The organism is Deinococcus fonticola (assembly GCF_004634215.1).
Taxonomy (GTDB): Bacteria; Deinococcota; Deinococci; order Deinococcales; family Deinococcaceae; genus Deinococcus; species Deinococcus fonticola.
Genome location: NZ_SMMH01000010.1, coordinates 1 through 14,253, shown reverse-complemented (window position 1 = coordinate 14,253; position 14,253 = coordinate 1). Strand labels below are relative to the sequence as shown.

Below are 14,253 nucleotides of genomic sequence, written 5' to 3'. Positions count from 1 at the left end.
ACGTAAATCTACAAATTTTTTAAGACCGGGCGAATAACCTTTCGGCCTCGCCAAAGCCATAGAAATTCGTGCCCATCGCGTCATACGTCCCTGTTTCGCGGAGTTCTTGCGCCATGCGGGCGGTGAAACCCATCACGGCCAGCATCACACTCTGACCGACGCTGACACGCTTCGCGCCGGCTGCCAGCAGCTTGGGGACGCTGGGCGCACCGGGGAACGCCATCACGTTCAGCGGCCCGGCCAGCTCACGTGCCAGCGTACCAATCGTGGCGGCGTCCACCGCCAGCGGCACGAAAACGCCGTCTGCTCCCGCTTCCAGGTACGCCTGCCCGCGCCGGATGGTCTCGGTCAATCGCTCCTCGTCATCCCGCCCGAATCCCGTGATGAAGGTGTCCGTGCGAATGTTCAGGAAGATGTCCGGCGCCGCTGCCCGCGCTGCTGACACGCGCCGCAGCTGATCTTCCAGAGGGTACAGGGGGGAGGCCGGGCGTCCGGTGGCGTCCTCCAGATTCACGCCTGCCACGCCCAGTGCCGCAAATTCCCTCACCGTCTGCGCTACTCCGTCGGGCGCGTCGCCGTACCCGGCCTCGATATCCGCGTTTACCGGCACGCCCACCGACGTCACGATGGCCTGCACCTCCCGCAGCATGTCCGCCCGGCTGAGCGACTGCCCGTCCTGCCGACCCCGCGCATAAGAGATGCCTGCACTCGTCGTTCCCACTGCCGGGAAACCCGCCGCCTCGAACAACCGGGCGCTCGCGGCGTCCCAGGCGTTGGGCAAAAGGAAACCAGCCGTGTGCAGGTGGCGGAAAAGGTCGGTCTGGGTCATGTGTTCTCTCCTTGAAGGCGTTACGGTTTGCCTGGCGTGGGTCAGGGCGTGCGCCAATGGTTCTCTGTGATTGGACGATCTGATTTCTACGGATTCCGTCTGTTTCATCCATCATCCGGAAAAACGCCGGATGGTGGATTCCACGCCCGGAACCCGTTTCGCTCCCACTCCCTCTGCTGCGCAGCTTTGCAAGGCCGGTCGGATTTCATCGCCCTGAATGGGCGATTCAATCGGAGTTCGTATTGGGCGGTTGAATGCTGCTGGCTGGCCCTTTGCAAGCGGGCGAAGTGCTGCCACAGGTGGAACGTCGCCAGGCTGCGGTGGGGGGCGAAGGGTTTCATCAGATCGGTGACTTCCGGCGCACTGGGGCGGTGGGGGAGTTGAAACACGTCCTGAAGGGCCGTCGCCAGGGCCGTGTCACCCACCGGAACGGCGTCCGGCGCACCGAACCCGCGCAGCAGGGCGTACTGGGTCGTCCATACGCCGACGCCGGGAAGGGCGCTGAGCTGCCTTGAAATGCGGGAAAACGGGATGTCGGGGCCGAAGTCCAACTCGCCGGAGTGCGTCAGCTGCGCCACCCGCAGCAGGGTTTCGGCGCGGCGGCGGGTTAAGCCCAACCGGGTGAGATCGTCTGCGCTGAGCGTCAACACCTGGGCGGGCGTGGGCGGTGCGTACAGGTTCGCGTCCAGCGCCGTGTTCAAGCGCTGGCACAGGCGCTGACGCAGCGTGCAGGCGAACGTGAAGGTCACCTGCTGGCCCAGCACCGCCCACACCAGCGCGTCGAAAGGCGTGGGCGAGAGCGGCACCCGCAGCCCCGGCGCGGCCTCCACCACCCGGCGAAGCGGGGAAGCTGCCGCGAACGTCCCCAATTTCACGGGTTGAGCGTGAAGTCCCAGCACCCGCCAGAGGATGCGGTGCAGGGCCGGCGCGTCCGCCACGCTAAGAGGCCGCTGACAGTTCACCTTGACCTGCTGTCCGCTAAACCTCAACTCCACCACCTGCGCCCCGGAAGGCAGATTCAGGCCCATGCGGTACGTGTTGCCGTTCACCTGTCCGGTGGTGCCCAGGCGATTCCGGCCCAGGTCAAGCAGCATGGCCGCGGCTGGGTAATGGGCCGGCAAACCCAGCTGAAAGCCCGTGCTGCCCGGCAAAGCCCGGAAAGCCGACGGGGACAGCCCGGTCAGGCGGCGAAATTGCGCTCCAAAGGTGGACAGGTTCTGAAAGCCCGCCCCGAAGGCGATCTGAGCAGCGCTGGCATCAGAAGACAGCAGTTCCTCCTGGGCCTGCTGCACGCGGCGGCGATTCAGGTAATCCGCCGGGGAGCACCCCAACTGCTCGAGCAGCAGCGAATGAAGTGAGCGCACACTGACGCCCGCCACCCGCGCCAGGCCCGGCACATCCCGCAACTCTCCTGCCGGCAGGGTATGGAGCGCCTCAATTTGCGTTTCCTGAACTCCACCCCCACCGTAAAAGGCGTCCGGGCAGCAGCGCCGGCATGGACGGAGCCCCGCCTGCCGCGCCTCGGGCGGCCCCGCATAGAACACCACATTCTCTGGTTTGGGTTTCCGCGCCCGGCACGACGGCAAACAGTAGATCCCGGTGCTCATCACGCCGGTAATGAAGCGCCCATCAAACGCCGCGTCCGCCGCCAGCATCCGGCTCAGCATGGTCTGGCGGTCAAGGGTCATGCCGTGCATTCTCCAGGCAAACCGCGCGGCACGCTACCGGAATCCGGCAAGGGAATTTTTGGCCTGTCGGGAACACACTCGCAAACGGCCGTCGAATTTAAGTGCTGAGAACTTAACATTGCGACTTTCCGGGAAAGCGCCGGAAACTCTCCATTCCCAGTTCACAGCACTTTTCTGCCACGCGCTTCGCGCGATTTCTCTAGAATCGAAACGCAGTGTACTTAACTGGCTGACATGCAGGCGTTGTGCAGCTGAGCGCCTGAGCGGCTAGGCCACTTCGATCAGGCCGTTCGCCACGAAGGGGCGCAGCATGTCCAGCAGCACGCGGGGTGGCAGTTCGCTGCGGTCGATCATCTGGCGGAGGTTATGCCCCTGCCCCACCAGGGTGAGGGCCAGGTACTGCGGGTGCGTGACGGGTTGCTGCGGCGTCCAGCGGGGCGTGAAGCGCAGGGTGCGGCTCCAGTCGGGGAAAATCCGCATGAGCTGCGCCCAGCTCTCGTTGTCAATCAGCATGCGGCGCAGCGCCATGTCCTGCTTGAGGTTCAGGGTGCGTTCCGGGGGCAGTCGGTCGGCCTCGAAGGTGAAGGTGCCCTGATCGAGGCTGCACATCAGTTGCAGTGCCGCTTCGCCTTTCAGCTGGCCGCTGCGGGCGTGCGTCAGTTCGCCATGCTCGAACCACAGGGTGCCGCCGCGGGGGTGATCCACGGTGAATTCGCCGCTGCGTCCGCTGCTGAGAAGCATCTGCATCACGGGAAGAAGGGGAAACACCTGTAAGTCGCCGCTGACCATAAGTCTTCATTTAGTGTAGCGGGTTTTTCCTGACAGAAAACGCACCGATGCCCCCAGCGGGTGTGGCCGGGGGAGGGGAACGGTGGGCGATGATTCAACCCGAGTTGGTCTCAGTTCACGCCCCGCGCCTTGCCGTGCCACAGTTCGGCCCGCAGGATGAATTTCTGGAATTTGCCGCTGGCGGTCTTGGGCAGATCGTCGCGGAACTCGTAGTGCTTGGGGGTCTTGAATCCGGCCAGGTGCGCGCGGACGTGCTGCGTGAGTTCCTCGGGTGTGGCTCTCTGGCCCGCGTGCAGAGCGATAAAGGCGCACGGCACTTCGCCCCATTTCGCGTCGGGCATGGCGACCACCACCGCCTCGCGCACGGCCGGGTGGGCGTACAGCACGCCCTCGACTTCCACGCTGCTGATGTTCTCGCCGCCCGAGATGATCACGTCCTTGTTGCGGTCACGGATTTCAATGCGCCCGTCCGGGTGAACCACCGCCACGTCCCCGGTGTGGAACCAGCCGCCATGCATGGCTTTCTCGGTAGCTTCGGGGTTGCGGTAGTAGCCCTTGAGCACCAGGTTGCCGCGCACCATGATTTCGCCCAGCGTTTCGCCGTCGTGCGGGATGGAACTCAGGTGCTCGTCCATGACCTCGACCTCGCCGGCCAGCAGCATCTCGAAGCCCTGCTTGGCGATCAAGGGGGCGCGGCGTTCGATGGGTAGCGCCTCCTGATCGGCGGACAGTTCTGCAATGGTGATCAGGGGGCTGACTTCGGTCAGGCCATACACCTGAATGACGTGAAAGCCCAGGTTGTTCATGTCGGCGATGGTGCGGGCGTGCGGCGGGCTGCCGGCGGTAGCGACGCGAATTTCGCGGGTGACTTTTCTGGCGCAGGCGGGGTCGGTCAGCATGGATAGCACCGTGGGCGCGGCGCTCAGGTGGGTCACGCCGTACTCCTCGATGGCGTCGTAAGCGGCGTCGGCCTGCACGGCAGGCAGGCACACGTGGGTGGCCCCCACCCCGAACGGACTCCACACCCCGCCCCAGCCGTTCGCGTGAAAATCCGGCAGGGTGTGCAGGTACACGCTGTCCTGATCGACCTTGAAGTAGTACAGCGTTTCGATGGCGTTCAGCAGGCAGTTGCGGTGCGTCAGCATCACGCCTTTCGGGTCCGAGGTGGTGCCGCTCGTGAAGTTGATGGTGATGGTGTCGTCCTCGTCCTGCACGGCTGGGGGCAGGGGAGAGTCGTTCTGGGCTGCCAGTCTCGCTTCAAAATCCTTCCCCGCGCCGTTCGCCGCGCCCATCACCCACACCTCGATGCCCTGGTCGCCCGCGACCTTCGCCACCCTGTCATGCAGGCTTTCGTCCACCAGCAGCAGTTTCACCTCGGCGTGCCTGAGCTGAAAGTCGTATTCCTCCGGGGTCAGGCGGGTGTTCAGCGGAACCAGCACGCTGCCCGCCCACGGCACCGCGGAGTAGGTGAGTAAGCCCCCGTGGGTGTTCGGGGCCAGCACCGCCACGTGCCGCCCCGCATACCCGGCGGCCTGCACCGCCCGCGCGAGCTGGTAAACGCGCCGCGCCCACTCGCGGTAAGTGAACTGCGGGCCGCCCGGCTCGGTGACCGCCACGTTGTTCGGGTAGAGTTTCAGGCCACGGCGAACCAGATCAAGAGGAGTCAGCGGCGTTTTCATGGGGCAACCTCCGTGAATGCAGGATTTCGAGTTGCGCCCACTCTAAGCCCGCAGGCCCACCCAGCCGTTACCCAGGGATGAACAACCTCGACAGATTCACGCCCAGCCGTTCGGCGGCATGGCGCCACCAGGGGATCGGACTTTGCCCTGTCACTGCTTTCAGCCACCTGTTTACAGCCATTTGCGTCGCCGACTGATCACCAGGATCACCACGATCAGGAGGGCCGAGCCGATCAGCACGTCACGGAAGCCGGCGTTGCCGGTCTTGAACAGGTCCGCCTGGAAGTTCATGCCCATCAGGCCGGCCACGGCGGCCAGAATGCCCAGCGTGAGGGTCACGATGGTCAGCACGCGCATGATGTCGTTGGTGCGCTGCCCCAGGCGGGCCATGTACAGGTCGAAGGATTCCACCACCATGTCGCGGGTGTGCAGGGCACTTTCCAGGGTGTGCTCGAACTGCGTGAGCAGCCGCCCGAACTGCGCCTCGTGCTGGTCGCCGGCGTACACCACGAAGTCCGCGCCGGCCAGGTGCATGAACACCGGGCGGTGACGGGCCAGTTCGCGCCGCAGATCGCCCGCCTGACGGCGCAAGTCCACCAGTTCCTCCAGCGGGTCTTCGGGCGGATCCGGGCGCAGCAGGCGCTCGTCGAGGTGATCGGTCTGGTCTTCCAGGCCGTTCATGGCCGTGAAGTAACTTTCCAGCACGCGCGAGAGCAGCACCGACACGAACGCCGCCGAGTCGAGTTGCCCCAGCTGCGTGTCCCCCTGCATTTCCCCCATGAAGGTCGAGAGCGGGCCGATGCCCTGCGGGTGCGCCGTTACCACGAAGTTCTCACCGGCCACCACCGTCAACGGAATGAACGTCCGCGCGTTCTGGGCGGCCTTCACGCCCAGGGTCAGGTACGCGCCGGAGTGGGTCAGGTAAGGGTGACCGGCGGGCGGACGGGCCAGGCGGCCTAGCGAGGAAGCGTCCAGTTCCAGCGCGACCAGCGTGTCGGCCAGGTTCTCCGGCACCTCGCCTTCCAGATCCACCCACAGCAGTTGCCGCCCGCCCGGTTTTTGCAGCGCCGCTGCGGTGAACGGCAACTCGGTGTCGTTGCCATCGGCATTGAAGAGGAGAACGCGAGTCGGCATGGCCTACTGTAAATCCTGACCAGGGGCGGGCCGCAAGCGCCTCATTGATGGACTGACTGGGATGGGACGACTGACGGGAGCGTGAAAGAGTTCCGGAGGTGGAATGCGCCCTCCGGTGTTGTTCTGCGCGGAGAACGAAACAAATGAGCGGCTGATCACTTCGCTGATAGCTCTTATGGAGTGCGGGTCAGCCGTGACCGTTCCACTGTCGCGCTGTCTTTGGCCCACGCCTGGATATGCGTGCGAGTAAGGCCCCAGCGTTACAGCCGCGCGTCTCCGGGGTCAGCCTCCAGCGCCAGGACGCCCAGCACGCACTCGTGGACGCGGGCCAGGCCGGCCTGCTCCACGAATCGGTGCAGGCCCTCCAGCCCCAGGTGAAACTCGCGCAGGGCGCGGGCGCGTTTGGCGCCCAGTGCTCTGGCCCGCAGGCGCGTCAGGTGCTCGGGGCGGGTGTACTCCGGGCCGTAGATGATGCGCAGGTACTCGCGCCCGCGCACCTTCACGGCGGGTTGCAGGCTGCGCGGCTCAGCGCTCAGGAAGGCCAGGGGTTTGACCACCATGCCCTCGCCGCCGCGCGCGGTCAGGTCAAGCCACCAGTCGGTGGCGGCCTGTTCGTCGGGACTGCCCAGGGTCACGGCGCGGTGCGCGGTCTGGCCGAACAGCGTGCCGTCCGCCGCCGCCAGGCTGCCCAGGGTATTCAGGTGCCACAGGTGATCCCTGTCCGTATGAACGGCGCCCTCACTGGCCAGCAGGTGAAACGGCATGATCTTCACGTCGTCTGGCCCCTCGACCCGGCGCAGATAGGCGCGGTAGGCGTCGCGGTACGCTTGCAGGTCACCCAGGCGCTCGCGCGTGCGCTCCAGCCGGTCACGGACCGGCACACCGCGCTCTGCCGCCGTTTCCAGCACCTGCACCGCGGCGGGCAAAGCGGCATTTCCGGCGGCCCCCACCGCGGCGTACTGCGCCCGGATCAGTTCCCCGGCCTTCAGGCTCCAGGGCAGAATTTCGGCGTCCAGCAGCAGCCAGTCGCTGTTCAGGGCGTCCCACAGGCCCGCTTTCGTGACGGCGGCGCGGGCGCGTTCCAGAATGACCGCCTCCCACTCGGCGTTGAAAAAGGGCCGCCCGGTGCGGGTGTAGATGCAGCCGCTGCTGCCTGGAACGCCGAAGCGCGTGCTGGCTGCGTCTTCGTTCCGGGTCAGCACCAGCAGGGCGCGGCTGCCCATGTGCTTCTCCTCGCAGATCACCTGCGTTATGCCCTGGGCGCGGTAGTACGCAAAAGCCTCCTGGGGGTGCTCCAGAAAGCCGTCCAGTGTGCTGGTTTCCACCGGGCTCATGGTGGGCGGCAGGTAGGGGCACCAGCGCGGATCGACGCCGAAGCGGCTGAAGGTCTCGACCGCCGCGGCCCGTTCGCCAGCCTTCAGCAGAATGCCGCCGTGCGTGCGCGTGTCTACCCGGCCGGGTTGCAGGAAGTCCGCCAGATCGAACCCGCGCTCCGGCTGGGGGTCGGCCTCGCCCGGCAGCGGGCGGGCCGGCACAGCATACTGCGCGTGGGCGGCCACACTGACCAGTTCCAGCTCCGGATACCGCAGCGCCGTCAGCGACCCGCCGAAGGCGCAGCCGGTGTCGATGTCGATGGTCTTGTTGACCCAGCTGGCCCGCGCCACCGGCGTGTGCCCGTACACCACCCGCGCCGCGCCCCGGTACGCGGCGGCCCAGTCGCGCCGCACCGGCAGGCCCAGTTCGTCCTGGCTGCCGTCCACGTCGCCGTACAGCGCGAAACTGCGCACGCGGCCACTGCTGCGCCCCTGGTAATGCTCCGGCAGGCCCGCGTGCGCCACCACGACCTGGCCGTCGTCCAGCACCAGGTGACTCACCAGCCGCTCCAGAAAGTCGCGCACTTCTGTTTTAAAATCGCTGCCAGCGGCCTCCAGTTGTGCCAGGGTCACGTCCAGCCCGTGCAGCGCCTTGACCGCCTTGCCGTCCAGGGCGCGCTTGAGTTTCTCGTCGTGGTTGCCCGGCACGGCCAGCGCCGCGCCCGACTTCACCATATTCATGACCAGGCGCAGTACCCCGGCGCTGTCCGGCCCCCGGTCGACCAGGTCGCCCACGAACACCGCCGTGCGGTCCGGCGGGGGCGTGACCTCCAGGCCATTGACGGTGTAACCCAGCTTCACCAGCAGTTCCTGCAATTCGTTCAGGCAACCGTGAACGTCCCCGATGAAATCGAACGGGCCGTGCAGGTGCTTTTTGTTGGTGTGCAGCGGCACCCGCTCGACCCGCGCGGCCTCGACCTCCTGCGGGCTGCGCAGCACCCAGACGTGCCGGAAGCCCTCCTTGGGCAGGCCGCGCAGGGTGCGGCGCAACTCTGCGATCTGCCGCCCGATCACCGCCGGGTCGAAATTCCGATCCGGGCGGGCCGCGTGCCGTTCCTCCAGCACATTTCTCGGCAAGTCCAGTACCACGGCCACTGGCAGAACGTCGTGCCGCCGCGCTAAATCCACCAGCCGGCGGCGGTCGTCCGGCCTGACCGAGGTGGCGTCCACCACCGTCAGCCTGCCGCGCGCCAGCCGCTTGCCCGCCACGAAGAACAGGCTCTCGAAGGCGTCGGCGGTGGCCTCCAGGCTGTTCTCGTCGTCGCTGACCAGCGCCCGGAAGGTGTCGCTGCTGAGCACCTCGCTGGGCCGGAAGTGCCGCGCCGCGAAGGTGCTTTTACCGGCCGACGAGGCCCCTACCAGCGCCACCAGCGCCAGCTCGGGAAGGTGAATGGTGTTGGGTGGATCGGTCATGGGGTTACTCCTCTGCGGCCCATGCTGGCACAAGCCGGGCCGTGCCGGCCGGAGAAGTGCCCCTTTCCTTGCCCGTCACGGGGCAGGAGCGCCGGCCCCCTGCGCTTCCCCTTTCGCCCCCAGGAAACTGCTGACCTGCCTGGACACCCGGCCCTCCCCCTGGGCCTCTGAAGCCTGTTCCGCCGATCCCTCGAAGGCCAGCACCGCCAGCGTGCAGACGTGCCCCTGCTCTTTGAGGCCCTCCTGCATGGCTTCGTCCAGCAGACGGCTGAGGTCGCGGGCCAGCTGGCGGTAACGCTCCGGGGGGAGGCGCAGGGTCAGGGCGTCGAAGTGCGTCGGCATGGGCTGCGCCGGGGGGTCAAGAACTTCCTCTGGCGAAAGGCTGGGGGTGGCCACGTCGCTGAACCCCGCGACATACTCGGCGGTTTCTCCCGCGGCCAGCCACGACTTTTCATAGGCTTCCCTGAAAGCGGCGCTCAGGCGCCCAATGCTGCCGAGTTCCCCGGCGGTTTCGTCAACGGGCGGCACCACGGCCCACGGCACCCGGAACTCGCGGGCGACCAGCTGGTAGTACACCCGCCGGCCCTCGCGGCGCTGCTGAAACAGCAGGCCCAGGTCGGCCAGTTTGCGGGCGTGGTGGTGCGCCAGGTTGGGCGGCATGCCTGCCTTCCCGGCCACCTCGCTGGGTGAGCGGGGGTGGACGAACAGGCCCAGGAAACCGAAGTTTTCCTTCAAGGCGCGGGCGGCGGAGGCGCCAGTCAGGCGCTGCATATCCAGTTGTTCGTGCGGCATGGCCGTAGCCTGACGGATTCTTTTTCAGTGGGCCATAGCCTTCACTGAAATCCCGGGATATCAGTCTGCCGAGCCCTCAAACGTTGCCCTGAGTTCAGCTGAAAGCTGCGGCGGGTTCCAGAAACACTTTTTTTTATGCCGTTTTGCTGAAGCGACGCTAAGGGCCGCCATAAGGCCCAGCGTGCCTTCCACTTCCTTCAGTCCGCAGCGCATTCCTTACAGTGGCGGCATGAAGCGTCTCCTTGCTGCTTTGCTGCTCGGTTCTCTCGGGATGGCCCCGGCGCAGTCGGCCGCCACGCTGGCAAAAGTGGACGCTGCCGACATGAGCATTGCCGCCGCCCGCACGAAAAAGTACCCCGGCAGCGCCCTGAAGGTCGAGCAGACCCTGCGGGCCGGAAGCAATTACCGGCGTTACGTGGTGTCGTACCAGTCCGACGGGCTGAAGATTTACGGCCTGCTGACCGTGCCGAACGGCCCCGCGCCGAAAGGGGGCTGGCCCGCTATCGTGTTTAACCACGGGTACATTCCGCCCAATGTCTACCGCACCACCGAGAAATATGTGGCGTACCAGGACGCTTTTGCGCGCAACGGCTTCATTACGCTCAAAAGTGATTACCGGGGCCATGGGAGCAGTCAGGGTGAGGCACTGGGCGCTTATTACACGCCCGGCTATACCACCGACGTTCTGAACGCCCTGGGCAGTCTGCGGCAGGATCAGCGCGTGAACGCCGAGCGCATCGGCATGTGGGGCCACAGCATGGGGGGGTTTATCACCCTGCGCAGCATGGTCATCGACCGCCGCATCAAGGTCGGGGTGATCTGGGCCGGGGTGGTCGGTGACTACAACCAGATGATGACCCAGTGGCATAACCGCGCGCCCAGCAGCATTCCGCGGCGCGTCCTGAACCTGCGCAAGCAGGCCGTGGCGCAGTACGGCACGCCAGAGGCGAACCCGGGTTTCTGGAATTCCCTGAGCGCCAACCACTTTCTGAAAGACCTGGGCGGCCCCCTGCAACTGCACATCGGTACGGCGGACGCCGAGGTGCCGGTGGCCTTTCACACGGCCCTCTCGGGGCAGGTGAAAGCCGCCGGGAAAAGCGTGCAGAGTTACGTGTACCCCGGCGACGACCACAACCTCAGCCGCAACCTGTCCGTGGCGCTGAACCGCTCGGTGGCGTTTTTCAAGGAGCGCCTGTGAGGGGAGTGGTGAACCTCGCCCTGCTGCTGCTGATCGGCGGGGCCGGGTACGTGGCCTTCACGCAGCCCCAGCGCCTGCCCTTCGAGGTGCCCTGGCAAAGCGCTGCGCCGGCCAGCGAACCGGGTGCGCCCACTCCGCAAACGCCTGTTCCACAAACGCCCGTGCAAAGCGATCCGGGCAACGTGATTCGCACCGATCCTTTCGGCAACGTCACCGACGCGGCCCTGAAGACCTTCGTGGCGCAGCAACCCATCAGCCTTCAGGCGTTGCGGGCGCGTGAGTACCCCGGCAGCGCCCTGACCAAAATCAGGACACTGAACCGGGGCGCGAATTATGCTCGCTACGTGGTGTCGTACCAGTCGGATGGGCTGAAGATTTACGGGCTGCTGACCGTGCCGGACGGCCCCGCGCCGAAAGGGGGCTGGCCCGCTATCGTGTTCAACCACGGGTACATTCCGCCTGACGAGTACCGCACCACCGAGCGGTATGTGGCGTACCAGGACGCCTTTGCACGCAACGGCTTCGTCACGCTGAAAAGTGATTACCGGGGCCACGGCGACAGTGAGGGCAGCGCGGGCGGCGGGTACAACGACCCCGGCTACACGGTCGACGTGCTGAACGCGGCAGCCAGTCTCAAAAAAGACCCGCGCGTCAACGCCAGAAGGCTGGGCCTGTGGGGGCACAGCATGGGCGGGCAACTGAGCCTGCGGGCCATGCTGGTCGACCCGGACCTGAAAGCCGCGTCGCTGTGGGCTGGCGTGATCGCCAGTTACGACGTGCTGGCGACCGACTGGCGCCCCCCCGGCGGCGAGGAAAAACCCACGCTGGACAGCCTGAACCGGCGTTACCTGCGCCTGCTCAGCCCCAACGCCTACCTGCAAGACCTCCGGGGCCGCCCGCTGCAACTGCACCACGGCACTGCCGACAAGGACGTTCCGTACAGCTTTCAGGTCGACCTGGCCAGCGACCTGCGGGCCGCGCAGCAGCCCTTCACGGCCTTCCGGTACGAGGGCGACAACCACAACCTCAGCGGCAACCTGGGCCTGGCCCTGCGCCGCAGCGTGCAATTCTTCAAGGAGAACCTGTAGAAACAGGCCTTACCCCGCAGTGACCCTGATCTTTAGTCCCTGACCCACACGACTTTTTCTTCCAGCGGGGTGCGGGTGCTGTCCTTGGGCTGCTCGGCGGCGTACCCCAGGAAAATGAAGCCGCGCAGTTCCGGTGCCCCCAGTTCGTGGGCGGTCAGCGGGCTGATCATGGCCACGCCGGAAACCCACTTGCTGGCCAGGCCAAAGGCGGTGGCGGCCAGCAGCATGTTCTGCGCGGCGGCGGCCAGGGCGTGTTCCTCCTCCCACTGCGGAAAGCGGGGCGGCTGGGGCACGTGCAGCTCCAGGCTGATCCACACGGGCGCCCGCATGACGCGCACGCGCTGATTTTCCTGCGCGTCCGGGCTGCCGGCATCCTTGGCGCTGCTGGCCGCGTAGGCGCGGGCGAACAGGTCGGCCAGTTTGCGGCGGCCCTCGCCCGTGAACACCGTGAACCGCCAGGGCTGATGTTTCCCGTGGGTGGGCGCCCACGTTCCGGCGGTCAGAATGGCTTCCAGCACATCCTGCGGCACCGGATCCGGCTTCAGTTTCAGGAGGTCGATGGTGCGGCGCTGGCGAATGGTGTCCAGGACAATGGGCGCGGTCTGAGCAGTCACGCCCTGCACTATGGCATGCACTGTGGCAGCTGGCCCCTAAGGATTCCGGTTGAACAGTTATAGAAGAACTGTTCAATCCGACCAACGGGAGCAGGAAGAAAAAGCGTCCCGGACGTGAAGTGAACCCTCCGGTGCTCTGCCGGAGGGAGAACGAAACAAACGGGACGCTTATCAGGCCGGTTTCAGTGCGTTCAGAATCAGGCTGGTGAAGCCGGGCGGGGCATGTCCCTCGCGCCAGGCGGCGTTGCGGTGATCCAGGCGGCTTGAGCGATAAACGGGCGCGTCCTCGGGGTTCCAGTCGGTATGGTGAAAGTGATGGTCGGCGTCCCACCATTCCAGGGGGCGCACCGTGAAACCGGCCTGCTCGAACACGGCGGTGAAGGTGTCCAGGGTATACAGCACCTGATGGTCGGCGGCTGGCCCCGGCCCGTGGACGGCCACCAGCGCCAGGTAAGCCGGATCCGGGTGGTGGCCGTCCGGCACGGCGACACGCAGGAAACCACCGGGCTTCAGGAAGTCGAACACGAGTTTCGCCGCTGCGACAGCTTCGTGCCTGTGCAGGTGCTCCCAGACGTGCTCGCATAGGATCGCGTCGGCCCGCGAGTCACCGAAGTACGCGGCGAACGAGGCCGGACGGGTCAAGTCCAGTTCGGCCTGCTGGGTGGGAAACCAGCCGTCCCAGCGCTGCTCACCCGCTCCCAGGATCACTTTCATAGGCCCAACTCCTTTCATAGATTCAGCTCCTTGCGCGCGGCGCGGGTCAGGCCGCGCACCACCAGCGCGTAACTGCCCTGAACCAGCTCGCGCAGCAGGGCGTCCGGCACGCTGCCGTCCAGCGGCACGGTGATCCAGTGGCGTTTGTTCAGGTGGTAGCCGGGCGTGATGGCACTGAAGGCCCTTCGGAGTTCCTCGCCGTCGTCCGGCTTGACTTTCAGGCTGACGCTGGGGTGCTGGGCGTCGAGGCTGGTCAGGGCGTACATTTTGCCGGTCACTTTGAACACCAGGGTGGTCAGGTCGAAGGGAAAAGTTTCCTGCGAGTGGGGAAGGGCCGCGCACACCTGGCGCAGTTCAGTGAGGCTTTGCACACCTGACAGTGTAAGGACGCCAGGGGGCAGCCCGGCGTCTGGAGGTGGGGTATTCAGTTCTGGCTGGCGTCCGGATCGAGGCCCCCCGCTTCCTGCAAGGCCCGGTTGGTGCCATTGACCGTATCGGCCTCTTCGGTGCCCAGCAGGTCGGTGACCTGACTGCCGGAGAGCCTTTCCCCGTTCGGCAGCGGCGCCCCGGAAGCGGGCCGTTCGGCGTAATCGGCGGGGGGCGGCCCCTGTTCGGCCTGGACGGGTTCATCCCGAGTTTCGGGCTGGCGGGCGGACAGCGTGGGGTCTACCGGGATGATCTTGTCGCGGTCGTCAGTCATACCTCAGCGTGTGCTGCCCGGCGGCCTTGCGCGTGAGTGAACGTTCAGGTTGGGTTCAGTATCAACAGGCGGCTGGCTCCTCAGTGCTGGACTCATGGGCTGGACTCATGAGGAAGAGCGGAGATTCCGTCTTGAAAGTCAAGCGGTAAAAGATTCCAGTGAAGGAAGTCCGTGGGTGGCGTTGTAAGGTCGACGGGATGACCAGACCCCATAAATCTGCTGGGCTAATTTACGCATCGCTG

13 protein-coding genes are annotated in these 14,253 nt (G+C 66.0%); 2 read left to right on the top strand and 11 right to left on the bottom strand.

Annotation, left to right across the window (positions count from 1 at the left end; genetic code table 11):
- Nucleotides 1–19: 19 nt before the first annotated feature.
- From E5Z01_RS07445 to E5Z01_RS07415, 7 genes are all read right to left on the bottom strand, one after another.
- Nucleotides 20–829: an isocitrate lyase/PEP mutase family protein gene (locus E5Z01_RS07445; protein ID WP_135228796.1), complete on the bottom strand. Its 810-nt coding sequence runs from the start codon at nucleotides 827–829 to the stop codon at nucleotides 20–22.
- Nucleotides 830–933: 104 nt separating this feature from the next.
- Complete coding sequence (locus tag E5Z01_RS07440; protein ID WP_167757821.1) at nucleotides 934–2,517, bottom strand: DNA-3-methyladenine glycosylase 2 family protein; 1,584 nt, start codon at nucleotides 2,515–2,517, stop codon at nucleotides 934–936.
- Between the two features lie 267 nt (nucleotides 2,518–2,784).
- Nucleotides 2,785–3,306 carry a DUF4388 domain-containing protein gene (locus tag E5Z01_RS07435; protein WP_135228794.1) on the bottom strand — a complete coding sequence of 174 codons (522 nt, stop codon included), beginning with the start codon at nucleotides 3,304–3,306 and terminating at the stop codon, nucleotides 2,785–2,787.
- 110 nt (nucleotides 3,307–3,416) lie between these two features.
- Nucleotides 3,417–4,985, bottom strand: coding sequence for an AMP-binding protein (locus E5Z01_RS07430; RefSeq protein ID WP_135228793.1), 1,569 nt, complete (start codon nucleotides 4,983–4,985; stop codon nucleotides 3,417–3,419).
- A 171-nt stretch (nucleotides 4,986–5,156) separates the two neighbouring features.
- Nucleotides 5,157–6,119, bottom strand: coding sequence for a CorA family divalent cation transporter (locus E5Z01_RS07425; RefSeq protein ID WP_135228792.1), 963 nt, complete (start codon nucleotides 6,117–6,119; stop codon nucleotides 5,157–5,159).
- Nucleotides 6,120–6,379: 260 nt separating this feature from the next.
- Nucleotides 6,380–8,905, bottom strand: a complete 2,526-nt coding sequence (locus E5Z01_RS07420; protein ID WP_135228791.1) for a polynucleotide kinase-phosphatase — start codon at nucleotides 8,903–8,905, stop codon at nucleotides 6,380–6,382.
- Between the two features lie 75 nt (nucleotides 8,906–8,980).
- Nucleotides 8,981–9,697 (bottom strand): winged helix-turn-helix domain-containing protein, encoded by a 717-nt coding sequence (locus tag E5Z01_RS07415; RefSeq protein ID WP_135228790.1) that lies wholly within the window; start codon nucleotides 9,695–9,697, stop codon nucleotides 8,981–8,983.
- Between the two features lie 229 nt (nucleotides 9,698–9,926).
- Between E5Z01_RS07415 and E5Z01_RS07410 the strand changes: the two genes are divergently transcribed.
- Nucleotides 9,927–10,895 (top strand): alpha/beta hydrolase family protein, encoded by a 969-nt coding sequence (locus tag E5Z01_RS07410; protein WP_135228789.1) that lies wholly within the window; start codon nucleotides 9,927–9,929, stop codon nucleotides 10,893–10,895.
- Nucleotides 10,892–11,983: an alpha/beta hydrolase family protein gene (locus E5Z01_RS07405; protein ID WP_135228788.1), complete on the top strand. Its 1,092-nt coding sequence runs from the start codon at nucleotides 10,892–10,894 to the stop codon at nucleotides 11,981–11,983. The genes E5Z01_RS07410 and E5Z01_RS07405 overlap by 4 nt, the downstream gene beginning before the upstream one ends.
- A gap of 32 nt (nucleotides 11,984–12,015) precedes the next feature.
- On the opposite strand, the gene E5Z01_RS07400 is transcribed toward E5Z01_RS07405, so the two are convergent.
- The 4 genes from E5Z01_RS07400 to E5Z01_RS07385 form a co-directional block, all read right to left on the bottom strand.
- Complete coding sequence (locus E5Z01_RS07400; protein WP_167757820.1) at nucleotides 12,016–12,597, bottom strand: nitroreductase family protein; 582 nt, start codon at nucleotides 12,595–12,597, stop codon at nucleotides 12,016–12,018.
- A 171-nt stretch (nucleotides 12,598–12,768) separates the two neighbouring features.
- Nucleotides 12,769–13,311 (bottom strand): class I SAM-dependent methyltransferase, encoded by a 543-nt coding sequence (locus E5Z01_RS07395; RefSeq protein ID WP_135228786.1) that lies wholly within the window; start codon nucleotides 13,309–13,311, stop codon nucleotides 12,769–12,771.
- 14 nt (nucleotides 13,312–13,325) lie between these two features.
- Entirely contained in the window at nucleotides 13,326–13,682 is a 357-nt protein-coding gene (locus E5Z01_RS07390) for an MmcQ/YjbR family DNA-binding protein (RefSeq protein WP_135228785.1), read from the bottom strand.
- A gap of 53 nt (nucleotides 13,683–13,735) precedes the next feature.
- A complete protein-coding gene (locus tag E5Z01_RS07385) occupies nucleotides 13,736–14,011 on the bottom strand; it encodes a hypothetical protein (protein ID WP_135228784.1) in 276 nt (91 codons plus the stop codon).
- Nucleotides 14,012–14,253: the final 242 nt, after the last annotated feature.